Below are 21,921 nucleotides of genomic sequence, written 5' to 3'. Positions count from 1 at the left end.
CAATTATCAATCTATTCTCATCAAACCTGTAAGGTCTTTTTGCAGATTTTGCAAGTTTTGTGTCAAATCAAAAGGGATGATTTGTAAACGCATATCAGCCTCATAATCAAATACTTGGAGTGGAGTTTGGAAGTTTTCGTTGGCTGGATAAATCAAAAAAAGTTGTTGTGCATTATATTTTTTCCCGTAGGCATACATTTGGTATAAGTCTGACTGTTCAATGCCATAATTTTGTTTGGGTTTTGCGGCATCAATCAATTTCCATTTTGTATCGAAAACAAAGGCTTTTGTTTCGTTTCTCAGCACAATATCTGGTATTAATCTAAATTTAGATTTATTTAAATGGCTGTCAATCAGAAACTTGGCTTTGTCTTGGAGTTTTACTTCGTAGTTTTCTGCAAAATATTTCTTGAAGAATTTTCCAACGTAATTTTCAAACAAAACCTCCATCGGAAACAGCAAACCGAGTTGTAAATATTGTCCCGAAAAAGGCAAAAATGATTGTCCTTTGATAAAAATATTTGCCCAATGAAGTAGCTTCTCGTAACGAACGAAAAACAGGTTTTTATGAAAAGATTGAGCTAAATCTTGCTCGATGTTATTGCTTGGATTGACTTCTTCAAAAATACCAATATTTTTATTGATTCTTTGTTGAGTTCGGTAGCTAAAACCTTGTTTATAAAGTATTTGTAAACAATATTTTAGAACTCGGTTTGGCGGAATATCGGCTGTAAACTCATCATAAGCAATGAAGAAACGCTCTTTTCGGATTGGATTTTGGCGAAGATTTTCGGCAATTAAAACTTTACCTTTGATAAAAGTCTCGTTTGCTTCTTGTCGTTCAAAATTCCTGCCCAGACCTTGCGAAAGTAGTTTTTCGAGTTCATCTAAAAATACATTCACAAAAATCTCAAAAAGTGGCAAATGTGAGGTTTCGAGATGTGAATTTGATAAAGATTGATAAGGAGAATTTGGTGATACTTTAAGCATTTTCAGCAGCATTTTGCGTGCTTCTTTTGGCGAATTTGCAGTTGATTTGGGCAGAATTTCAATCTGCTTGCCATCAGGAGTTTGCAGCAAACCAACGTAGTTTTTGAGTCGAATTTGCTCTTTGCCTTTTTGTGTAAAATAGCTTAATAATAAGTCATTCGCTCCTGAAAAAGCAATGTTTTTGAGGTGTTGAAAAGTTAGGTCAGAAACAAAAATCTCCGAAAATTTATCATCAATCAAGTCATAATCGCTTGCTTTTTTGATGAGTCCAAATTCGGAGATTGTTTGAGGCATATATTTTAGTCGATGGACGACGGTCAACGGTCGATAGTTTTTAGTTTTGCAAAAATAATCAAAAATCTGTGGTCTATCGACTATTGACCGTAGTCTAAGAAACTATTTTACCACCTTAATAATTCCCTGCATGATTGTATAGTGTCCTGGGTAAGTACATACAAATGTATAATCGCCTGGGGTGCTTGGAGCTACAAAATAGATAGTTTCTTGGCTTTCAGGTTGCATCAATCCTGTATGGAAAAGTACTTCTTCTAAATCAGGAACATATGCTTTTGCTTCGCCATCAAGGTCCATTTTAAATGCTGCCTCGCCAACTTTAGCTACGGTCTTTGGTTTTACGATAACCAAATTATGTAGCATATCATCGTTATTATTGAAAACTAATCGAATTTTACTACCAGATTTTACTTGAAATTTAGTTACATCAAATTTCAAGCCTGGCTTAGTTCCAATCGAGAGCGTTTGGTCAACTTTTCCACCCCAATCGGCTGGCATTTCGTTTACTCTTTTGGCCGAAACCACATTTGTACCTTTCGACATTCCCGACATATTATGTCCTTCATGGGCCATTGCTTCGGCTTTTTTCTCAACTATTGCGTATTTTGTCAAATCAAGTGGAGAAGCTGAAGTATTAATATTATTAAGCGTATAATAACCAAATGCGTGCAAAAGCGGGCGGTCATCGGTGTTTTTAAGTCCTTCAAGTCTTAGTTCATGAATGTATCCCAAACGGAGAGAATCAATCGCCAAACGAACGCTCATACCATCTTCTGCTACTTGTATTCCTTTGATTTTCAAGTTTTTAGCATTGATAATCGGGCTTCCGTAATTATGGTGATATTTGTAAGTGAAGCTATTGATTTTATAGGATTCAAGTGCTTTGGCTGTTTCTTTGTTTACAGGCTGCGTAAACTCAATCAAGAAACCATCAGGCATTGATTTCACGGTTTTCATCTCAAATGGTATTTTGCCAGTCCATTCTAAGCGTTGTAAACCAAATTCATCTTTACCCGTAGAAGACCAACCACGGCTTGTCATACCCACAAACATCGAAGCGTCAAGTCCCCAACGCATACGTAAGATACCCGACTGAAAACCTTCTCTGAACGGAAAGCAAATGCCTTGGTATTTACCGTCAATTTTCTCTAAATACACACGCATGATTTTGCTGTGTCCTTGGTCGCCAACAAATAATTGTCCTTCAAAAGGTCCAAATTTCCCGCCAAAAGTATCTTCTATTACATCAGCCGTAGAGATTCCCATCAATGTATGCGGGAACCAAACCGCAGGGATTTTAATGCTCGGTACACGTTTGGCAACTTCGTAAAGTGGCTCGCCCGTATCTGGAATATCCGAAGGTTTCGTACGCAATGGTGACTCTGGTTCTGATGTCCATTTCAAACCTTCTGGATTACCTGCAAAATCTCCTTTTTCGAGGTGAGTCATGCGTCCAGAACCAACCCAGTCGCCTTGGTTTTCGGTGTAGAAAATATCACCGCTTTTCAGCACACCAAAGCCCGCTGGTGAACGCAAACCCGTTGCCCAAGGTGTCATTTTACCATCTGGCGAAATTTTCAACATCCAACCACGCCATTTTGACAAACTTGCTCCACGACCAATCCAACCTAAGTTTAAGGTGTAAATCATGTCGTTATCAGGCAAAACTACTGGGCCGTAAGAATATTCGTGGTAATTGCCATTCAACGGAAATTTCTGGAAGGCCTCGTATTCATCGGCAATTTCATCGCCGTTTGTGTCTTTCAAAATAGTTACTTCGCCACGTTGTGTTGCCCAAAGGTTACCGTTGATGTAGCCCAAACCCAATGGCTCGTGCAAGCCCGAAGCAAAACGCTTGTAGGTAGGCTTTGTACCATTTTTCATGTACGGATTTGAAACCAACCAAACATCACCACGACGAGTCGAAACACCTAAACGACCATCGGGCATGACGGCCAATCCACCTACTTCGAGTTGTACCCCCTCGGGAATTGGCAACGTAACGATGCGGTAGAAATCTTCTTCTACCAAAGGGCGAGTTTGTGCAAATGCCCCTAAATTACCCAAAATGAGCAATAGAACTAATATTTTTTTCATTGTTAATGTCTTTTTGCAATTTTTCAAAAATAATATTTTACCAAGAAATCGAATAGTTGATTGTACCTGTGAGAGGCATAATCATTTCTTGACCCGCTTTTGAACTACGAATAATCGGCTTAGATTTAGGGTCAACTAAAACATATTGATTATCAACTAAATATCTTCCTTTTTCAATCAAGCTAATTGCTTTTCCTTCGGCCAGTTTGTAATATAAATTCGAGCCACCATTGGCCGCAACACTCACGGCAATACCATCGGCATCAGGGCTAATTTTTTGCGTGATGTTTGCTCCGTTCAACTGGAATTTATAATTAGGCAGTCCAGAAGCATCTAACGAATATCCTTTGTAAATAAGCTCTTTGTAGGCGTCCAATGAGTCGGGCATCGGGGCATTCAAATCGTTCAAAATTGCTACGGATGGTTTTCCCGAAAACTTTGTACGAACACCTTTGGCTTCCAATAATTGTGGCTCGCCACGCTCATGGAACATTTCGGTTACATCGGCAAACTCGCCTTTCCACGCATAAAGCAATGCCGCTTGGTCTAAATCATACGAATAATGTTGGCCTTGTGGTGTTCCAATCGAGATAGCATGTACTCGTTTCTTGCCATTAAACATCACAAACGAACGTACTATTTCTACATCGTTTTTTGGTTGAATATCAATCTCACCAACGGCTTGTGGCGTTGGTAATGAGGTTTCAGCATGAAGTGCATAAGGTCTGATTTCTGGGCCAGCCGCAAAAAGTCCGAGTTCGGCTTTCCACCAAACCTTTATATATTTTACTTCGATGGAGTGTTTGCCTTTTTTCAAATCCAAGTACGCAATGCGTGGTTTACGATAGCTTTCATCGGTCATTGGTAGTATCTCTTTGCCATCAACTGTTACACTTTCTTTTCCTGCACAATCGGCTATTAACGAATAATTTCCGTCTTTCTCAACATCAAGGTCGCCTTTGAAAACCAACAAATAACGATTGAATCCAACGCCATAATCTTTGGTTAGGTCAGTGGCTTTGCCGCTATCGTTTGGTGTATCTTTTTTCTTCGCAAACTGTTTGTCCCAATCAAATGTTTCGTAGAGTTCGTAGTTTAGGTTACTTAATTTGAGTGGAGTTTCTTTGTTATATTTCAAATACTCTACATTATTAATAGCTATCACACCTGCTTTGTTTTCAAACACAATCGGGCCCTCGTTTTTTCCTTCGGAAGCCATTACATATCCTTGATGAATCACTACATCGTTGAGTGTCACTTTTTCTAAAACAACCGCATTGCCAAACGAAGCTTCCGAAAACGTTAGTTCGAGTGTTTGCCAAAGCCCCTCACTACGTCCCGCATTTTGGGCTGGTAATTTCAAGCTTCCATCTTTAGTAATGATTGCACCACTCGGGTGAGTATTGCTCAATAAAATACCGTGTTTGCCTTGTACATAGAAAATACTTTCGCTGTTGAGGCCAAGCATAAAGTCAAATTTGATTTTTGCATCGGCAGTTGTGAGCTTTGAGGTGATTTTTCCGGGAGTATTGGCATACAAAAATTTATTGCCAGCAGTAATACCCGCTTTTTTCTTGAACGGATTGTCCACTTGCTCTACTTGCTTCCAATTACCCAAGTCCCAGTTGTCAATGGGTAGCTTATTCATTGCAAAACCTTGTGCATAGCTTTGCAACGAAGCAACTAAAAGCCATAAACAAGCAAAAAAACGTAGTTTCATAGTCATATTTGTTAGATTTTTAGCAAAATTATCTTTTAAGTGTCAACTTAACAATTATTATTAATTAAAGTTTTACTGACAGTCCGAAAAGTGTTTTGTAAATTTGTGGAGAAATATAAAAGCGATTTTTATAAAACTTATAATAATAGTACAAATTTGATACTTTTTTATAGACTTTAGATAAACTTTAAAAACTAACTTTCAAATAAATCAGATAGATTCATGTCAAAACCAACACTTCTTATTTTAGCTGCAGGAATGGGCAGCCGTTATGGTGGAATTAAACAATTAGATAAATTTGGACCTAATGGCGAAACAATCATTGATTATTCGTTGCATGATGCCATCAAGGCAGGTTTTGGGAAAATTGTTTTTATTATTAGAGAAGAGCTAAAAGCAGATTTTGAAGAAATATTTGGGCCGAAATTGGCTGGAAAAATAGACTACGATTTTGCGATTCAAGGTGTACAAAAATACGTAGCTCCCGAACTCGGAACAGTAGAACGCACAAAACCTTGGGGAACTGGCCATGCAGTATTGTGTGCATGGGAGCAAACCAGCACGCCATTTGCGGTTATCAATGCCGATGATTTTTATGGTTACGAAGGTTTCAAAATCATGGCCGATTTCTTGACCAATAATACCGACGAAACTTGTCATGCAATGGTGGGGTATCAAATCAAGAATACTTTATCGGAAAATGGTTCGGTTTCAAGAGGAGTTTGTGAAGTGGATGAAAATGGATATTTAGAAGTTGTTACTGAGCGTACGAAAATTTACCGCCAAGCAGATAACACAATCGTATTTGAAGAAGGCGAAACATTGACAACTTTACCAGAAAATACGCCAGTTTCGATGAATTTCTGGGGTTTTATGCCAAATGTATTCCCCGTAATCAACGAAATGTTTAAGGAATATTCAGTAAAAAACATCGACTCACCAAAAGCCGAGTTTTATATCCCGACCGTAATGACTTATTTAATTCAAAACGGTTTAGGAAAATGTAAAGTTTTTTCAAATGAGTCAGAGTGGTTTGGCGTAACTTATCCAGAAGATAAACCGACCGTGATGGAGGCATTACAAAAATTATCAGGACTTTATTAATTTATAATGGAGAATGGATAATTGAGAATTAGGGATTTTTATCACAATTATTCATTATCCATTCTCAATTCTCAATTAATTATGCAAGTTTCTTACCGAAAAGCAACGCTTGATGACCTTGATGAATTGGTGCGTCTCCGCATCGAATTCTTACGTGAAGTTCAACCTGCTGAGACACACCAATACAGCGAAGAGCAACTTAGCGGCTCTTTGCGAGATTATTTATTAAGAGCCATGCAAGCCGATGAATTTGTAGCATGGTTAGCCATTTACGATTCTGAAATCGTAGCTACAAGTGGCTTGTGTTTTTTCCAGATTACTCCTGGATTTACTCTTATAGATGGCAAAATTGCCTATATACTTAATATTTATACGTTACGTCAATGGAGGGGTAAAGGTGTGGGGAAGACGGTCTTTAATTATATTCTGCAAGAAGCTATTAATCGTGGTTATAAGAGGATTTCGCTACATGCTTCGGACGATGGCCGACCTATCTATGAAAAATTTGGTTTTCGCCTTACGGGCGACGAAATGGAACTTAGATTACCTTAGAAAGTTATATCTGCGTTCCACACGTTGCTTCGGTTTTGCAAAGTGGTGGTTACATCCATAATCTCTACGTAAAAGTTTGATTGGTAAGTCATGCTCAAATTACTCTTTGCCATAAAAATTTTGGCGTAATCTTCTTTTTCTTGTTGAGCAACCAAAGTATTGATTTCGTGCAATACTTCGTCCATTGAATTAAGGGTTGTTTTTGCAGCAGCCTTCATTTTTCTTGTTTCCGTTTGTTAGAATAGTACAATTTTTATTTCACTCATAAATCGGTCAGCCTTATCAAAATCTATGCCACTGTTATTAGGAAAGTAACTTTGCTACCGCTGAATAATTTATTTATTTTTTTTGTTAAAATTACAGAGTTTTAGAGAGATAATTAAATGAATAAATCAAATTTCTTAAAAAATCTTATCAAAAGGTAACAAATCTTAGAATTCTTATCTAATGGTAAATTTTCTTGTCAAAATTCAATACTTTTCTTGTCTAAATACCGCTTCAAAACCCTATTCATCAGATAGATAAGGTGTCATTTAACTGGCATAAATCATAATTGGTACGATTATTTCATTGTAAAAGGTGGGACATCGTAATGGTCACTCCAACCCCTCCATTAGCGAGAATTCATGCTTTCCTAATAACTAAGTACAAATACTCGTTTGTGGGGGGTGTTGGAAGTGATTTTTTGGGTTACAGTATATTTTTGAGTAAATCTATTGAGCGAAAAAACTTCTAAAATGATTGAGTAACTTCTCTTCATGGTTTTATTTCTTCTCAGTAGTATTTATAAGAAAAATACAATTCAATAATAATTATGTGTTTTCAAAAAGGGGGGACATCGAATGGACTTCTAAACAAATTTAGGGAACACTCGGTAATTAACTTTAATTCAAAAAGGTCTCACTCAATTTATGTTTTCAATAGTAATTATTTTATAATAACAATATTCACTCAATAGCAATTGTCAGTAAAAATGGGGTTGGTTTCAGCTCCATTTTTCTTTTTTTGAGCGTTTGTTATTCTGACCTCATATACGTCAATACGTCACATTTAAGTTTTCTTGCAAGCCGTTTTTTTGTTTTACTTCTTCAAAAAACTACTTTTTTAGGGTTTTATAATTGCTTATCAATGTGTGTTTTATAGTAAAATGTATCCGTTTAATAATTTTATTGTTTTTTGTCAAAAAAATTAGATTTCGGTTAAAATTTAGTGCTAAAATTCAAACCTTTTGTTTGAATTGAAATATCCTTGTATCTTGCCACATCAACATTCTATTCATATATCTACATGGAATCCATTGGACAATTTTTTAGTAGTATAGCTTGGTGGGCTTATATTATTGCCTTTTTGCTCATACTTTTTATCAGAGATATTCTTCAAAAGAAACACACTATTCAGCACAATTTCCCTGTTATTGGGCATTTAAGATATTTTATTGAGAGTGTAGGGCCAGAATTGCGTCAGTATATAGTGGCCAATAACCGAGAAGAATTACCCTTCAATCGTCGTCAACGCTCTTGGATATATGCTTCCTCGAAAAAAGAAAACAATTTTCAAGGTTTTGGCACTGACCAAGATATGTATAGTGCGGGCTATAATTTCATAAAACCAGCCTTATTACCTTATAAACTACCTAAAGGGCATCCAAATCTCGAAAATCCCTACATCTGTCCGTCGGCAAAGGTGGTGGGCGAATACCATAATCGTAAGAAGCCTTTTCTGCCAAAATCAGTAGTCAATATTTCGGGAATGAGCTACGGTTCGCTTTCGGCTACGGCCATTGATTCGATGAATAAGGGAGCAGCAAAGTTTGGGTGCTATCATAATACTGGCGAAGGCGGCCTTTCGCCCTACCATAAAAACGGAGCTGATGTAGTGCTAAATATTGGCACAGCTTATTTCGGAATCCGAGACGACGACGGTAACTTCATGTTAGAAAAATTGGTGAAGCTATGCCAAGATAACCCTTGTATCAAGATGATAGAACTCAAACTTTCGCAAGGTGCAAAACCAGGAAAAGGTGGAGTTTTGCCAGCTTCAAAACTTACCAAAGAATTGGCCGAGATTCGCCATGTACCGATGGGCAAGGATGTAATTTCTCCTGCTTATCATAGTGCGTTTTCTAACATCAAAGAAATGATTGATTTCATTGAATTGATGGCTAATGCCACAGGATTGCCTGTTGGTATAAAATCGGCAGTAGGAAAGCTTGAAATGTGGGAAGAATTGGCTGATTTGATGAAAAAAACTGGTAAAGGCCCCGATTTTATTACGATTGATGGGGGAGAAGGTGGCACGGGTGCTGCTCCTCCAAGTTTTGCCGACCACGTTTCTCTGCCATTTGTGTATGCTTTTTCATCGGTTTATCGTATTTTCCAGAAAAGAGAATTGAATGATAAAATTACTTTTATCGGTTCGGGCAAATTGGGTTTACCAGATACAGCAATTATGGCTTTTTCGATGGGTGTCGATGTGATAAATGTTGGGCGTGAATCAATGTTGTCGATTGGGTGTATCCAAGCACAAGTTTGTCATACTAATCGTTGTCCGAGTGGTGTTGCTACGCAAAATAAGTGGTTGCAAGGTGGTATTGACCCAACTCTGAAGAGCGAACGCTTCTACAATTATGTAAAGACCTTGACTAAAGAAATTTTGGATATTTGTCATGCCTGCGGCTATGAACATCCGAGTCAATTTATGATGGACGATGTTGATGTGGCAATGGGAGATAATAATCGTACGCAATCTTTACGAACTACCTATCAATATCAGAAAACTCCTGTAAAATTTGAAGGTTTGAAAAAATTATTGGAAAGCCCGTATTTGGGTGGAAAAAACTAATATCAGCTTACATAAAAAAGAAAAGCAGTTTTTTTAGGAACTGCTTTTTTTGTACAAAACATTTGGGATTCGACACTATCTTTTTGGGATAAGAGGAAAAACTGTATGAATAGTAATAGAAAATTTCAAAAAAATTAGAAAAGCAAGAATCAAGCGGCTCTTGCTTTTGCTCTCGTCAAACTGCTGTTGATTATTAAAACCACCACTTTGTCAAATGGAAAAATGGTGGTTTTAATTTATGCTTTACACGCATTGATGGCAACTATCACTACAAAGATTGATACAAAGAGAAGTTCGTCGAGATGTTCGTAAAATAATTTTTTCATGGTCTTTTTTGCTTTTTATATAATGATTCAAATTATCATTAAAAGGTTGAAAGCACATTGAAATTTTTTTTCATAAACAAAGAACTAAAACTTTTATCACTTTTATATAATGGGTGCCTCCTGCGGATTTATTTGCAAATGGCAATGTTTTCATGGCTATACTGTTACGCTTTTCGTTGATACAAATTTCGTTATACGAATGCTCCCATACAATACCCCAGTTTTGGTATTTTTTCAAAACTTATATCCGTGCCAGTACGTATATTTGTAATTTTCTAAGAAGGAATTAGATTAATTTATGCTCAACGGCATACTTAATAAGACCCACAATGGTCTTTGTATTGGTTTTTCGGTAGATATTTTTTCGGTGAGTTTCGACTGTTCGCTCTGAGATACAAAGCTTGTCGGCAATTTCGGCATTGGAGAGTTCTTGGGCAATGAGTTTTACAATTTCAATCTCTCGTTCGGTGAGGTGATAGGTTTCTTCTTCGGTTCTATTTGATAAGCTTCGCAGAATTTCGTTTGATACTTCTCGGCTAAAGTAGATATTGCCTTGGGCAATTGTTTTGATGGCTTCAATGAGTTCGTCACGACCGATGGTTTTGATAATAAAACCAGAAATTCCTGCATCAATTAAATCATGCACGATAGATACATCGTACGAAACCGAAAGTGCCAATACCTTTACGTTGGGAAATTTTTTCTTTACTTTTTGCGTAAGTTCCATGCCCGTCATTTTGGGCATATATAGGTCGGTCAGTACAATATCGACTGGATTTTCGTTCAGAAAATTTAATGCAGAGTTGCCGTCGGAGCATTTACCGATTACCTTAAAGTCTCCTACACCATGTAGCATAGCTTCAATGCCATCCAGTAGAATTTGGTGGTCATCAACAATTAAAATTTGTAACTTACTACCTGACATTAGTTTAAATTCAAGGGAATTTCAATCACAACACTTGTGCCTCTTCCTATTGAAGAATCAAAATTAACATTTCCGTTTAGATATTCGACACGAGTTGCAATGTTTTTTAGTCCAATCCCATGATTTTCTGTGTTAGCGGTATCAAATCCACAACCATCATCTTCTATGATAAGAATGAGTTCGTCGTCGTGCCGAACAAGTTCGATGTTTACCTTCTTAGCCTCAGCGTGTTTGATAATATTACTGATAATTTCTTGAACGATGCGATACAACATTAACTCTATTTTTTCATCAAAGCGTTCTTTGAAACCCACAATTTGCAGTTCTATTTCGAGTTTTCCAGCAGCATTTATCTTATTAGTAAATTGCTTTAGTGCCGAACTCAGCCCAAATTTCGTCAGTGAACTCGGCATCATATTGTGCGAGATTTCTCTAATTTCTTTGATACTATCTTCGAGCAAATCGAGCGAGTTGTGCATCTCAGGCGACTCAATTTTCTTTTGTGACATAAAGTTGCCAAGCGTCATGCGGGCCGCTGCCAAAGTTTGTCCTATACCATCGTGTAGGTCACGGGCAATACGAATGCGTTCACGTTCTTCGGCTTCCAAAACTGCTTGAGTACGTTGCTGTTGGATGAGGTTTTTTTCAATCAAAAGGTTTTCGCTAATGCTTTGCATGATTTTTACACGGTAAGCTAACATTCCACTCAACGCGATAATTTCAATCAAGAATGCGATTACAAAAAAGTCGATTCCGGCTAAATAACTACCTGGAAGAAACTCGTAAGTACTAAGTCCAGAATAAAATGCTACAAAAAATACCGGCAAATTTGCTAAAAGATAGTAAGTGGCGTCTTTCTTAAAATGATTGATGTAAATGCAATAAATTGTTGTTCCGAATACAAAAAATGGAGGAATAGAAAAACCTAAACTGACCAAAAACGTAATAGATGTAGTGAAGGTATTAAATAAGTAATTATTGAAAATCAGATTGTCGATAAGGCTAATTACAATAAGCAAGCTAAAAGAAATGATAAAGAAATTACTATACCATTGAAATAGCTGGTTTTTGAGCAAATCCCACCGTAAATAGCTTCTAATGAAAAGAATATTACAAATCATGAGTAGCATCGTGGCAATGTATCGGACTTTATCGCCTTCAACACCGAAGCTTCCATCTCCATAAACACGAATAAAGTAGCCCTGCATGGTGTAGATAAAGCAAAGGGCAGCCAATACGTAAATTCCGTAGTATAGATAAAGTTTTTCGTTGAAAACCAACGATAAAAGCACCGAAACGAAAAACACAAATAAGAAAATCCCCGAAATAAATCCCCACCCAAAATGGTCTTTGGTAGGGTAGTAGTAGTCAAACGTATTTTTTTCCCAAATAGTAAGCGGAAAGGAAATCGAACCAAAGTTCTTACGAAGTTTTATGTAATAGGCAACTTCCTGACGAGGCTGTATAGTTGTAGGAAATATAAAATCACGGTGTTTGATGCGGCGATTTTGTTGCGGTATTTTCCAGTTTAATGTTTGGTGGTCGATTACTTGTTTTTTCTCTACTACATAAAATTCTACATTATCATAAAGCGAAAGATGTAAATGAACAAGCAAATCTTGAATCATATTGGTCGTATTTTTCAGCTCAATCCGAAACCAATAGGGTCGGCCACCAGCCCAATAAGTAGGAACACTACCTTTTGCTTTTTGAAATTGATAAACTTGCGGGAAGTTGGCTAATTTTTCAATCGAATACGCTTCGGTTAGTTCGGGTAGGTAGTAGATACCTTCGGGTAGTTCAAGTTCTCGCCACGTACCATCATATAAAATCACATCTCCTTGGCTTTTATCTTGGGCCGCAAGACGAAAGCTTACTAATAATAGTAATAAGGAGATAAGTTTTAGTTTCATGGTTAATTAACGACTTTCGGTGCTTGAAAAATCTTTGTGGCACATCAAATTAATAAAGATATACCACAAAGAGCCTGCAAATCAATAAAAGAATATATACGAAACGATGATGGCCGTAATGACCCCTGCCAAATCGGCCAAAAGCCCAGCTACGAGCGTATAACGTGTGTTTTTGATATTGACAGAACCAAAATATAGAGCCAATACATATAAAATAGTATCAGAACAAGCCTGAAACACACACGATAAACGCCCAACAAATGAGTCAGCTCCAAAGGTTTTCATCGAGTCAATCATCATCGCTCTTGAGCCACTGCCGCTCAAAGGGTGCATGAGAGCAGTTGGTAGAGCATCAGTGAAGTCGGTATTCATGCCCGTCAAACTGAAAATCCACTTCAAAGCATCTACAATATAAGTTAATGCACCCGAATTGCGGAATGCACCAATGGCAACCAAAAGCCCAACTAAGTAAGGTAGTACTTTGATTGATGTTTCAAAACCCATTTTTGCTCCTTCAATAAAAACAGGAAAAATATTCACTTTTTTATAGACTGCTCCACCTACAAAACCTATGATGAACACAAACAAAATCATGTTACTTATAACTTTCGATGTCACTTCGATTTCTTCTTTTGGTAAACGAGAAAAATACCAAAGTACGAAGCCAATGAAGCCAGTAAGTCCCAAAAGCCATGAAAGCAGGGTTTTGTCAAAGAAATTGATTCGTTGTTTGATTCCCACAAAAAGCATACCCGTAAGGGTGGCCACATATACCGAAATCAAAGCTGGTATAAAAATATCGGCAGGGTCGGCGGCATTATAGATGGCACGCTGAGCCATAATACTCAATGGAATAAGCACAGGCCCTGCACTGTGTAGCACCATAAACATAATTTGGGCATTTGAAGCTGTATCTTTGCTCGGATTCAGCTCTTGTAAACTTTGCATTGCACTTAAACCAAACGGGGTTGCGGCATTATCCAGACCGAGCATATTTGCCGAAAAATTCATAATCATTTGTCCGTTGGCTGGATGGTCTTTCGGAACTTCTGGGAACAGTTTGCTAAAAAACGGAGCAATGATGCGAGCCATGCGACGAATAACACCTGCTTCTTCACCAATTTTCAGAATACCTAAGAAAAAAGTCATTACACCCGCCAGTGGCAAGGCAATATCCATGACGGCAATTTTTGAGGAATCGAACATTCCTTCGATGATGATTTTGAAAATCTCGGTATCGCCCAAAAAAATGAGTTTGAATAATGCAACGACAAATGCAATCAGAAAAAAAGCTACCCAAATATAGTTTAATGCCATAAATTTGACGGTTTAAGTTTAGATTTGTGGCTAATTTAAGGATAAACCATGATTTTTCGAGTTTTTACTACAAATTTGATTCGATTACGCCGAAATTTTCATCCAAAATGATGCTTAAAAATAGAGTTTTACTATCATATATATTATTATTACTTGGATTGTGGAGTTGCCAACAACAAAAAACCAAGGAAGAAAAAAAGGTAGATAACATAATTACAAAAAAAGATACTATTGCACTTGAACCAAAGAATATTATTCCCGAAGTTGAGCAAAGAATGATTGAGCAAGGTTTGGTTGATATTCAAACCCTCGATTCGACAATAATGGTTGAATTGAAATACTCTACGACTGATAATTTTGTAAAAACCGATGTTTACGGCGATTTAACCCGTGCTTATTTACAACCCAAAGCCGCTGAAATGCTCGTAAAAGCCAGTATAGCTCTCCAAAAAAAATATCCTAATTATAGATTGTTGGTTTATGATGCCGCTCGCCCGCTTACAGTTCAGCATACACTTTGGAACTTATTAGATACGATTCCCCCAAAAAAACGAGAAGACTTTGTTGCAAGCCCTACTATTGCTTCGATTCATAATTTTGGTTCGGCGGTTGACCTTACCGTTTATGACCTGACAACAAAACAACCACTTGATATGGGTACGAAGTACGATTTCTTTGGCGATTTGGCATATCCTCGCTTAGAATACAAAATGCTAAAAGAAGGGAAACTAAGCAAAGAACAGCTGGCCAATCGAATTGTATTGCGTGAAGCGATGGCGAGCGTAGGATATATGAGAATAGAAAGTGAATGGTGGCATTTCAATGCAATCTCAAGAGCAAGAGCCAAAAGTTTATATAAAATTGTGGAGTAAAAAAGCAAAAAGCAACTATCCAGAAGACAGTTGCTTTATTAATCACCTAACCACTAAAAAGTATTATGAAAAGAGTATAATACCAATAATCTTTATATTAAAATGCCCTAAAAGCATTCAATTATGACTTCTTATAAAAATCAAATTTCTCGATAACTGCTTTTACTTTACGACGAGAAATCTCTATGTTCTTACCACCATCAAATGCTATCGCACTACTGCTTGCCTGAATATCTAATCCTTTTGCATAAAGTATATTTACAAGGTGCGACTTATGAACTCTGATAAAGTAGCTGTCGTCTAAGATGCCTTCATAGTGCTTCAAGGTTCTGGCCGAAATGTATTTTTTATTTTGCGTATGTACAACGGTATAATTGCAGTCACCTTCCAGTCTCACGATTTTATCCACGGGTACATTTACAAACTTATTAGAACAGTGTAACTTTATCTGGCTCTTTTTTAGTTTGTCGCTTTTAGTTACTATGCAGTTTGATGTATGGTCTAAATTCTTCATGGTTTTCAGAGTTTTGTTTCAACAAACATAACTCCTAATCGACATAAATCAAGTTTACGTAAAAATACGTAAAATATTTAAGGTCTTGATAGTCAATCAGTTATATGGATTATAAAACTAATAATGCGTAAAAACCCCTAATGAAACAAGTGTTTTTACGGGTATTCTTTTTAGTATTTACAACGTAAAAATATGGGAGAATCTGACATTATTCATATCTTTGCACTAAAATTTATTAAACGGTACTCGGGTGTTAGATAAGATTCAAGAATTATTAGGCGAAGTTGATGCTGTTGTGGTCAATAGCAAAGATGACTTAGAAAAATTTCGGATTAAATATATTAGCCGAAAAGGGATACTCAACGACCTTTTTGATGAGTTTAAAACAGTAGCCAATGAGCAGAAACGTGCCGTTGGACAAGAACTCAACAAACTCAAAAATCTTGCTGAGCAAAAACTAAGAGATTTTACGGAAGCTCTTGAGCAAAGTGCTGGCGACTCAAAGGCAAGTGGCATTGATTTGACATTGCCAGTTGCTCCGAATTTTGCTGGTTCGATTCACCCGCTTACACTTACTCGTCAGCGAGTGTTGGAGATTTTTGCTCGTATGGGTTTTAATCACGAAGATGGCCCAGAAGTTGAAACCGATTGGTATAACTTCACGGCTTTAAATTTTCCAGAAGACCATCCTGCCCGTGAAATGCAAGATACGTTTTTCGTAGAAAAGAAAGCCGTACAAAAAGATGATGTTTTACTTCGTACGCATACATCCAACGTGCAAGTGCGATTGATGGAACACAAGAAGCCGCCGATTCGCTCATTAATGATTGGTCGTGTGTATCGTAACGAAGCCATCTCGGCCCGAGCTCACTGTCAGTTTCACCAGATTGAGGGACTTTATGTTGATAAAAAAGTAAGTTTCAAAGACTTAAAAGATACATTATATCATTTTGCGAAAGAAATGTTCGACAAAGACACCAAGATTCGTCTGCGTCCGAGCTATTTCCCTTTTACTGAGCCAAGTGCCGAAATTGACATTTCGTGCTTTATCTGTAAAGGTTCGGGTTGTAATATCTGTAAACATTCGGGTTGGGTAGAAATTGCGGGTTCGGGAATGGTTGACCCTAATGTTTTAGAAAATAGCGGTATTGATTCTGAAGAATATACAGGTTTTGCTTTCGGAATGGGAATCGAGCGTATTACGATGCTTCGCTACGGAGTGAAGGATTTACGTCTTTTCTTTGAGAATGATGTAAGATTTTTAAGACAGTTTGAGGGAGCGTAAGTCGCCCCCCGCCGAATCGTCGGACCTTCCCTAAAGGGAAGTTGTTGTACAGACTCAACAAAAAAAGGAAATTTTCATTAATGAAAATTTCCTTTTTTTGTTTTTAGCTCCCCTTTAGGGGTTGGGGGCTTTACTCACAAAATCCCAACAAATGATTCCAACCGTTACTGAGATATTGAGTGAATGTTTTGTGCCGAATTGTGGAATTTCTAAGCAATTATTGGCTGTTTCTACTACTTCCTGGTTTACACCAAAAACTTCATTTCCAAATACAAAAGCATACTTTTGATTAGGTTCGGGCTGAAAATTATTTAGTTTCAAGCTATTTTCTACTTGCTCGACCGCCAAGACAACATAACCGTTGGCTTGTAGTTCTTTTACTAAATCAACTACGTTTTCTCGGTGTTCCCACGCAACTGATTCAGTAGAGCCAAGGGCAGTTTTTTCGATTTCTCGGTGTGGTGGAGTTGCAGTTATGCCACACAAATAAATTTTCTCTACCAAAAAAGCATCGGCCGTGCGGAATGCCGAGCCTACATTATTCATGCTTCTGATATCATCCAGAATAATACAGAAATTATTTTTATTGGTTTCTTTAAAATCTTCAACCGACAAACGGTTCAGTTCTTCCATTTGGAGTTTTCTCATGCCTTACTTCTTCTTTTTTTGCAAAGTTATTAAAAACTGCTGATTTATGTCGGCGAGCAGACGTTTCGTTCGTTGAAAGTCGCCGTACTTTGTATCAGAAAACAAAAACTATGATGGATTTGATAATTTTTCTTGTGGTGGCAGCAATCAGTTTTGCGGGGTCGATTCATATTGGGGCAGTCAATTTGGCTGTTGTGCAAGCTACGCTAAATCGAAATATCTCTGCTGGAATTTTGGTGGCCTTTGGCGGAAGTATTCCCGAATTTATTTATTCATTTATCGCCTTGAAAGGTGTCTTTTTCTTGAAAGATAACCAGTTTTTATTATCGTGGCTCAATATGCTTATCATTCCAGTTTTTTTGCTGATGGGTTTGGTTTATTTGTTTCAGAAACAGTCGAATAATACAGATAAAATGCCAATGGTTGGCAAAAATAAACTCGATTTTCTGAAAGGATTTTCGCTCGGAATGCTCAATCCTCAGTTATTGCCTTTTTGGTTTTTTATGTTGATATTCTTGGGTAAATACTTTTCTATCAATGACTTATCGGCCAAATATGCTTTCGTTTTAGGTACTGGTATGGGGGCTTTTGCCATTTTAGCGTTGTTTGCTTATTTGGCTCATCGGTATAAATCATACATTAATCAATTATTGAGAAGCTTTTCGGTGAATCGGCTGATGGGTTACCTATTTATTGCTTTAGCCTTAATGCAAATTGTTAAGGTTTTTACTTGAATTGGTCATTTTGCCGACAATTTGCTCGATTCTCATCCGCTACCTTTGTTTCAATAAATCAAAAACATACTCCAATGAAAAAATTAAGCTTGTTATTTGTACTAATTTCCTTTAATCTCTTTGCACAAGATGCCGTAAATCCTGCTCTTCGTCAGAAACATTTTTTGATTGAAAAAGGTGTGGCCATCAGTGGCTATGACCCTGTAAGTTATTTTTCGGGGAAACCCCAAAAAGGCAAAATTGCTTATACGAATGCTGGAATCACGTATAAGTTTGCATCAGCGGCTAATTTGGAAACTTTCAAGAAAAATCCTGCTAAATATGAGCCAGCCTACGGTGGTTGGTGTGCGTATGCAATGGGTGCAAAAGGTGAAAAAGTAGAAGTTGACCCCGAAAACTATAAAATTGTCAATGGTGCTTTGAATCTATTTTATAAAAGTTTCTTTTCTAATACACTCGATGAGTGGAATAAAGAAGAAACAAAACTAAAAAAACAAGCCGATACTAATTGGCAAAAAATTTACAAATAATTTAACCGTTAAACCTTCCTCAAAAATGAAAATATTACAGTTAGTTGCACGAATTATTGCCGCTGCTATTATGTTGCAGACGCTTTATTTTAAATTTACGGCACATCCCGAAAGTGTTTATATTTTTTCAACACTCGGTATTGAGCCTTCTGGACGTATCGGTTCTGGAGTTGCTGAATTGATTGCGTCGATACTATTACTTATACCTACTACCGCTTGGATAGGTGCATTCATGGGTTTGGGCGTAATGGCTGGAGCGATAATCTCTCACCTCACGGTTTTAGGTATAGATGTAAGAAATGATGGCGGACAGTTGTTTTATATGGCTCTTATTACTTTTGTATGTTGCTTAGTTGTGGTAATTTACGAACGTGCTAAAATTGTAACAATTACGAAGAATTTACTCAATAAAAGTACACATTAATTGCTCAAAAAATTATGCGAATACCTTTGTTTTTAGTCAAAGTTTTCAATTATGAATATTGGCCGTGGTGGCTGTTTTATTTGCCCATGACTCCCTACTGGATTTATCAGGCCATTAGAGCTAAGTCGTTGACTTTCTTTACGGCGGTCAATCCTGGGATTGAGGCAGGAGGTTTTTATGGCGAGCATAAAACCGAAATCATGAAACATATTTCGCCCGAATATTTGGCTAAAACGATATTTATTCCTTTAGGTGCCGTATTCAACGAGTTGCCTAAGTTGTTGATAAATAATGAATTAGGCTATCCCATTATCGCAAAGCCCAATGTGGGCGAACGTGGTACTTCGGTGTCAAAAATTCATTCAGAAGACGAACTTCGTCAATATCATGAGTCGGCCAATGCTGATTATTTGATTCAAGAGTTTATTACGTATCCGATTGAGTTAGGAGTACTTTTTAGTAGAATGCCAAATGAGAAAATTGGTAAAGTTTCGTCGGTAACCTTAAAAGAGTTTTTGAGCGTTACGGGCGACGGAAAATCTACGATTGAGGAGTTGGTTTTGCAAAATACTCGTGCGAGATTCCAGCTGGAAAGTTTACAAAAAAGACTCGGAAGTAAAATGCAAGAAATAGTACCTTTTGGTGAAAATCGTTTACTTGAGCCAATCGGGAATCATTGCCGAGGAACCAAGTTTGTAAATGCCAATCATTTGATTAATAGTCAATTGCATGAGGTTTTTACGAGGGTGTCAGAAGGGTTTGATGGGTTTTTCTATGGTCGTTTTGATATGAAGGTTGCGAGTATTGAAGATTTGTATGAAGGGAAAAATATTAGAGTAATGGAGCTAAATGGCGTAAGCTCCGACCCTGGACATATCTACGACCCTCGCTATTATTTATGGCAAGCTTACCGTGACCTCATGTGGCACTGGAAACGTGCCGCCAATATTAGTATCATGAACCAAAAGAGTGGAATAAAACCTCTTCCATTTGGCGATATTTTGGCAATCGTTAAGGGGCATTTTGGGTGAAGTTTTCTTGTTCCGTTCCCTGAGCGTAGTCGAAGGGAACGCAACAAGAAAATTATTGATAAATTCTCAAGAAAACTTCTTTATCAATTTCGCCCGAAATTAAGTCGGGGTTGATTGTATATTTATAAGTTTCGTCTTCAAATTCATCTAAGATTTGCCCAAAAATCTGTTTGGTTTTGAGCGATTCTCGAAGGATTAATTCATTGCCGATTACGAGTCTGATTTTCTCCCAATCGTTATTAAAATATTCTTGTAATAAAGGAATAATTTTACCCGAAAAAATTTGATAAAAATCAGAAAGTTGCTGACAATCAATGAAATAAGCATGGCCTATGCAATGCTCTTTATCAATCAGAAATTCGATGCGTTGGTTGATTTTACTAATGAGTTTTTCGACATTAATCTCTTCAATATCCTGCAATAAATGTAGTTGAGGATTCATTTCCTTAAACTCGAAACGTCGGCGAAGTGCCAAATCGAGCAGAGCAATTGAGCGGTCGGTGGTGTTCATAGTGCCGACTATGTGTAGGTTGGCTGGCACCCCAAATTTTTCTTGCGAGTAGGGGAGCGTAAGCCAAAGTTCATCTTTTGCACCGAGCCTTTTGTTGTCTTCTATAAGAGTGATTAGTTCTCCAAAAACTTTTGAAATATTGGCACGATTAATTTCGTCAATTACCAAAAGTTGGCTTCCTGCATTTCTAAAATTCGTTTCTCTGTTTTCTTTAGAATCCGCTTCACATTCCGCAAAAGATTGATAGCCAGCTTTTTGTAGAGCTGATAAACAAGACTTATAAAAAATCCCTTTTACTACTTCATAAAACACTTGGCCGTTTTTGCTGATTGGCCGAATACCTTCCATGAATTCTTCATAACTATATGATTGGTGGAAGGTAATGAATTGAAAATCAGCTTGTTGAGTAAGTTGTTGAACCTCATAGGTTTTGCCAGTTCCTGGTGGGCCTACATATATGAGATTGAGCGGAATATTGAGTTTTTTCCTGTAAATGGATTCTTCTTCCTGCAAAATCTCCAGTTCTTCGATGTATCCTTTTTCGCTATCTGGATTGGCAATTTCCCAGAAAAACTCATTCCGAAGACTTTCGTTTTCGGCTATTTGATACATAAAATGGTTGTGCGATTCTTTCTTTTTGCTTGAAGCGGCCGTTGCCTTGAGTTCTTCTAAGCAATGTTGCCACGCACTCATGATTTTAGTATCATCAAGAATACGTTTATTTTCAGAAGGAATCTTGACCGTGATAAAGTCAGAACTATCAGAGAGTGTCAAGACTTTTACTTCTTTGTATTTATTGAAAAGAGGCTGGTCACGTTTAAAAAACATCAGTTCGAGCCATACACCACTTTGGCGGTAGAGTTTGAGTGCCGCATAGAAATTTATATTGGCCGTAATACCTTTATCTTTTCTGACCGAAAACGCAATACGAGGGTCATCAATATCAACATTGGCGATTTCGATAAGTTCTTGTAGCAACACAAAGAATTTCAAGCAAGCCTCACGGTCGTTTATTTCTTGTATTTTCTTAAAAAGTATGTCTTTTTGTTCGGTAAGGTTACTCATCTAAATAATACTCTTTTAAGATTTGTCAATAATTTGTTGTGATTATACAATACGCAAAAGTATCTAATTTATTGAAATCTTTTTTTGTTGATTAGCGTTATTATTATCCCTCCGTTATTATTCTGCTTCATGGTTTGTAATCAGACCCGCCAAACTTCGATTTTTGCGTTTTATTATTATTGCCTTCTTTTATTTCGTGTTTTTATTAATCGACCTATTATTGTTTTG

Annotated in this window: 19 protein-coding genes; 9 read left to right on the top strand and 10 right to left on the bottom strand. The window is 37.2% G+C overall.

Translation table 11 applies throughout. From position 1 onward, the window contains the following. Positions 1-6: 6 nt before the first annotated feature. The 3 genes from IEX65_RS20585 to IEX65_RS20575 form a co-directional block, all read right to left on the bottom strand. Positions 7-1,284 (bottom strand): McrC family protein, encoded by a 1,278-nt coding sequence (locus IEX65_RS20585; RefSeq protein WP_188768889.1) that lies wholly within the window; start codon positions 1,282-1,284, stop codon positions 7-9. A gap of 102 nt (positions 1,285-1,386) precedes the next feature. Beyond that, positions 1,387-3,381, bottom strand: coding sequence for a plastocyanin/azurin family copper-binding protein (locus IEX65_RS20580; RefSeq protein WP_188768887.1), 1,995 nt, complete (start codon positions 3,379-3,381; stop codon positions 1,387-1,389). Between the two features lie 37 nt (positions 3,382-3,418). Beyond that, positions 3,419-5,107, bottom strand: coding sequence for a hypothetical protein (locus tag IEX65_RS20575; protein WP_188768885.1), 1,689 nt, complete (start codon positions 5,105-5,107; stop codon positions 3,419-3,421). 216 nt (positions 5,108-5,323) lie between these two features. On the opposite strand from IEX65_RS20575, the gene IEX65_RS20570 reads away from it, so the two are divergent. After that, positions 5,324-6,205 carry a sugar phosphate nucleotidyltransferase gene (locus tag IEX65_RS20570; RefSeq protein WP_188768883.1) on the top strand — a complete coding sequence of 294 codons (882 nt, stop codon included), beginning with the start codon at positions 5,324-5,326 and terminating at the stop codon, positions 6,203-6,205. An 81-nt stretch (positions 6,206-6,286) separates the two neighbouring features. After that, positions 6,287-6,757: a GNAT family N-acetyltransferase gene (locus IEX65_RS20565; protein ID WP_188768881.1), complete on the top strand. Its 471-nt coding sequence runs from the start codon at positions 6,287-6,289 to the stop codon at positions 6,755-6,757. Here the strand turns inward: IEX65_RS20565 and IEX65_RS20560 are convergent. Further along, positions 6,754-6,975, bottom strand: coding sequence for a hypothetical protein (locus tag IEX65_RS20560; protein ID WP_188768880.1), 222 nt, complete (start codon positions 6,973-6,975; stop codon positions 6,754-6,756). The genes IEX65_RS20565 and IEX65_RS20560 overlap by 4 nt on opposite strands. Positions 6,976-8,044: 1,069 nt before the next feature. On the opposite strand from IEX65_RS20560, the gene IEX65_RS20555 reads away from it, so the two are divergent. Next, positions 8,045-9,598, top strand: a complete 1,554-nt coding sequence (locus tag IEX65_RS20555) for an FMN-binding glutamate synthase family protein (protein ID WP_188768878.1) — start codon at positions 8,045-8,047, stop codon at positions 9,596-9,598. A 612-nt stretch (positions 9,599-10,210) separates the two neighbouring features. Here the strand turns inward: IEX65_RS20555 and IEX65_RS20550 are convergent. The 3 genes from IEX65_RS20550 to IEX65_RS20540 form a co-directional block, all read right to left on the bottom strand. Further along, entirely contained in the window at positions 10,211-10,849 is a 639-nt protein-coding gene (locus tag IEX65_RS20550) for a response regulator (protein WP_188768876.1), read from the bottom strand. Then, the gene (locus IEX65_RS20545) at positions 10,849-12,762 is read right to left on the bottom strand and encodes a sensor histidine kinase (RefSeq protein ID WP_188768875.1); all 1,914 of its coding nucleotides are present in this window, start codon (positions 12,760-12,762) and stop codon (positions 10,849-10,851) included. The genes IEX65_RS20550 and IEX65_RS20545 overlap by 1 nt, the downstream gene beginning before the upstream one ends. Positions 12,763-12,843: 81 nt before the next feature. Next, a complete protein-coding gene (locus IEX65_RS20540) occupies positions 12,844-14,079 on the bottom strand; it encodes a spore maturation protein (RefSeq protein WP_188768874.1) in 1,236 nt (411 codons plus the stop codon). Between the two features lie 110 nt (positions 14,080-14,189). Here IEX65_RS20540 and IEX65_RS20535 point away from each other — a divergent pair, with 110 nt between their 5' ends. Further along, on the top strand, positions 14,190-14,951 hold the full coding sequence (locus IEX65_RS20535; protein ID WP_188768873.1) for a M15 family metallopeptidase: 762 nt from the start codon (positions 14,190-14,192) through the stop codon (positions 14,949-14,951). Positions 14,952-15,072: 121 nt separating this feature from the next. On the opposite strand, the gene IEX65_RS20530 is transcribed toward IEX65_RS20535, so the two are convergent. Continuing rightward, positions 15,073-15,465: a LytR/AlgR family response regulator transcription factor gene (locus IEX65_RS20530; RefSeq protein WP_188768872.1), complete on the bottom strand. Its 393-nt coding sequence runs from the start codon at positions 15,463-15,465 to the stop codon at positions 15,073-15,075. A gap of 250 nt (positions 15,466-15,715) precedes the next feature. Here IEX65_RS20530 and pheS point away from each other — a divergent pair, with 250 nt between their 5' ends. Next, the gene (gene pheS / locus IEX65_RS20525) at positions 15,716-16,750 is read left to right on the top strand and encodes a phenylalanine--tRNA ligase subunit alpha (RefSeq protein ID WP_188768871.1); all 1,035 of its coding nucleotides are present in this window, start codon (positions 15,716-15,718) and stop codon (positions 16,748-16,750) included. 114 nt (positions 16,751-16,864) lie between these two features. Here pheS and IEX65_RS20520 read toward each other — a convergent pair whose 3' ends face one another. After that, on the bottom strand, positions 16,865-17,398 hold the full coding sequence (locus tag IEX65_RS20520; protein ID WP_188768870.1) for an RNA methyltransferase: 534 nt from the start codon (positions 17,396-17,398) through the stop codon (positions 16,865-16,867). A gap of 110 nt (positions 17,399-17,508) precedes the next feature. Here IEX65_RS20520 and IEX65_RS20515 point away from each other — a divergent pair, with 110 nt between their 5' ends. The 4 genes from IEX65_RS20515 to IEX65_RS20500 all read left to right on the top strand — a co-directional run bounded on the left by IEX65_RS20515 (position 17,509) and on the right by IEX65_RS20500 (position 20,117). Beyond that, positions 17,509-18,132, top strand: a complete 624-nt coding sequence (locus IEX65_RS20515) for a LysE family translocator (RefSeq protein WP_188768869.1) — start codon at positions 17,509-17,511, stop codon at positions 18,130-18,132. Between the two features lie 74 nt (positions 18,133-18,206). After that, complete coding sequence (locus tag IEX65_RS20510; protein WP_188768867.1) at positions 18,207-18,662, top strand: YHS domain-containing (seleno)protein; 456 nt, start codon at positions 18,207-18,209, stop codon at positions 18,660-18,662. Positions 18,663-18,687: 25 nt separating this feature from the next. Then, positions 18,688-19,086, top strand: a complete 399-nt coding sequence (locus tag IEX65_RS20505; protein ID WP_188768866.1) for a DoxX family membrane protein — start codon at positions 18,688-18,690, stop codon at positions 19,084-19,086. A 14-nt stretch (positions 19,087-19,100) separates the two neighbouring features. After that, a complete protein-coding gene (locus IEX65_RS20500; protein ID WP_188768865.1) occupies positions 19,101-20,117 on the top strand; it encodes a hypothetical protein in 1,017 nt (338 codons plus the stop codon). 52 nt (positions 20,118-20,169) lie between these two features. On the opposite strand, the gene IEX65_RS20495 is transcribed toward IEX65_RS20500, so the two are convergent. Then, a complete protein-coding gene (locus IEX65_RS20495) occupies positions 20,170-21,693 on the bottom strand; it encodes an McrB family protein (protein WP_188768863.1) in 1,524 nt (507 codons plus the stop codon). Between the last annotated feature and the right edge of the window lie 228 nt (positions 21,694-21,921).

The organism is Emticicia aquatilis, from assembly GCF_014644295.1.
GTDB classification, from domain to species: Bacteria; Bacteroidota; Bacteroidia; order Cytophagales; family Spirosomataceae; genus Emticicia; species Emticicia aquatilis.
The sequence above is the reverse complement of the archived record's forward strand: the minus strand, read 5'-3'. Positions and strand labels throughout refer to the sequence as shown.

Excerpts from the sequence above, each read along its gene's own strand:
- IEX65_RS20530 (WP_188768872.1), bottom strand. The coding sequence starts at position 15,465 with ATGAAGAATTTAGACCATACATCAAACTGCATAGTAACTAAAAGCGAC.
- IEX65_RS20580 (WP_188768887.1), bottom strand. The coding sequence starts at position 3,381 with ATGAAAAAAATATTAGTTCTATTGCTCATTTTGGGTAATTTAGGGGCA.
- IEX65_RS20515 (WP_188768869.1), top strand. The coding sequence starts at position 17,509 with ATGATGGATTTGATAATTTTTCTTGTGGTGGCAGCAATCAGTTTTGCG.
- IEX65_RS20570 (WP_188768883.1), top strand. The coding sequence starts at position 5,324 with ATGTCAAAACCAACACTTCTTATTTTAGCTGCAGGAATGGGCAGCCGT.
- IEX65_RS20550 (WP_188768876.1), bottom strand. The coding sequence starts at position 10,849 with ATGTCAGGTAGTAAGTTACAAATTTTAATTGTTGATGACCACCAAATT.
- IEX65_RS20585 (WP_188768889.1), bottom strand. The coding sequence starts at position 1,284 with ATGCCTCAAACAATCTCCGAATTTGGACTCATCAAAAAAGCAAGCGAT.
- IEX65_RS20500 (WP_188768865.1), top strand. The coding sequence starts at position 19,101 with ATGCGAATACCTTTGTTTTTAGTCAAAGTTTTCAATTATGAATATTGG.
- IEX65_RS20510 (WP_188768867.1), top strand. The coding sequence starts at position 18,207 with ATGAAAAAATTAAGCTTGTTATTTGTACTAATTTCCTTTAATCTCTTT.
- IEX65_RS20495 (WP_188768863.1), bottom strand. The coding sequence starts at position 21,693 with ATGAGTAACCTTACCGAACAAAAAGACATACTTTTTAAGAAAATACAA.
- IEX65_RS20555 (WP_188768878.1), top strand. The coding sequence starts at position 8,045 with ATGGAATCCATTGGACAATTTTTTAGTAGTATAGCTTGGTGGGCTTAT.
- IEX65_RS20505 (WP_188768866.1), top strand. The coding sequence starts at position 18,688 with ATGAAAATATTACAGTTAGTTGCACGAATTATTGCCGCTGCTATTATG.
- IEX65_RS20535 (WP_188768873.1), top strand. The coding sequence starts at position 14,190 with ATGCTTAAAAATAGAGTTTTACTATCATATATATTATTATTACTTGGA.
- IEX65_RS20520 (WP_188768870.1), bottom strand. The coding sequence starts at position 17,398 with ATGAGAAAACTCCAAATGGAAGAACTGAACCGTTTGTCGGTTGAAGAT.
- IEX65_RS20560 (WP_188768880.1), bottom strand. The coding sequence starts at position 6,975 with ATGAAGGCTGCTGCAAAAACAACCCTTAATTCAATGGACGAAGTATTG.
- IEX65_RS20575 (WP_188768885.1), bottom strand. The coding sequence starts at position 5,107 with ATGACTATGAAACTACGTTTTTTTGCTTGTTTATGGCTTTTAGTTGCT.
- IEX65_RS20545 (WP_188768875.1), bottom strand. The coding sequence starts at position 12,762 with ATGAAACTAAAACTTATCTCCTTATTACTATTATTAGTAAGCTTTCGT.
- IEX65_RS20540 (WP_188768874.1), bottom strand. The coding sequence starts at position 14,079 with ATGGCATTAAACTATATTTGGGTAGCTTTTTTTCTGATTGCATTTGTC.
- IEX65_RS20565 (WP_188768881.1), top strand. The coding sequence starts at position 6,287 with ATGCAAGTTTCTTACCGAAAAGCAACGCTTGATGACCTTGATGAATTG.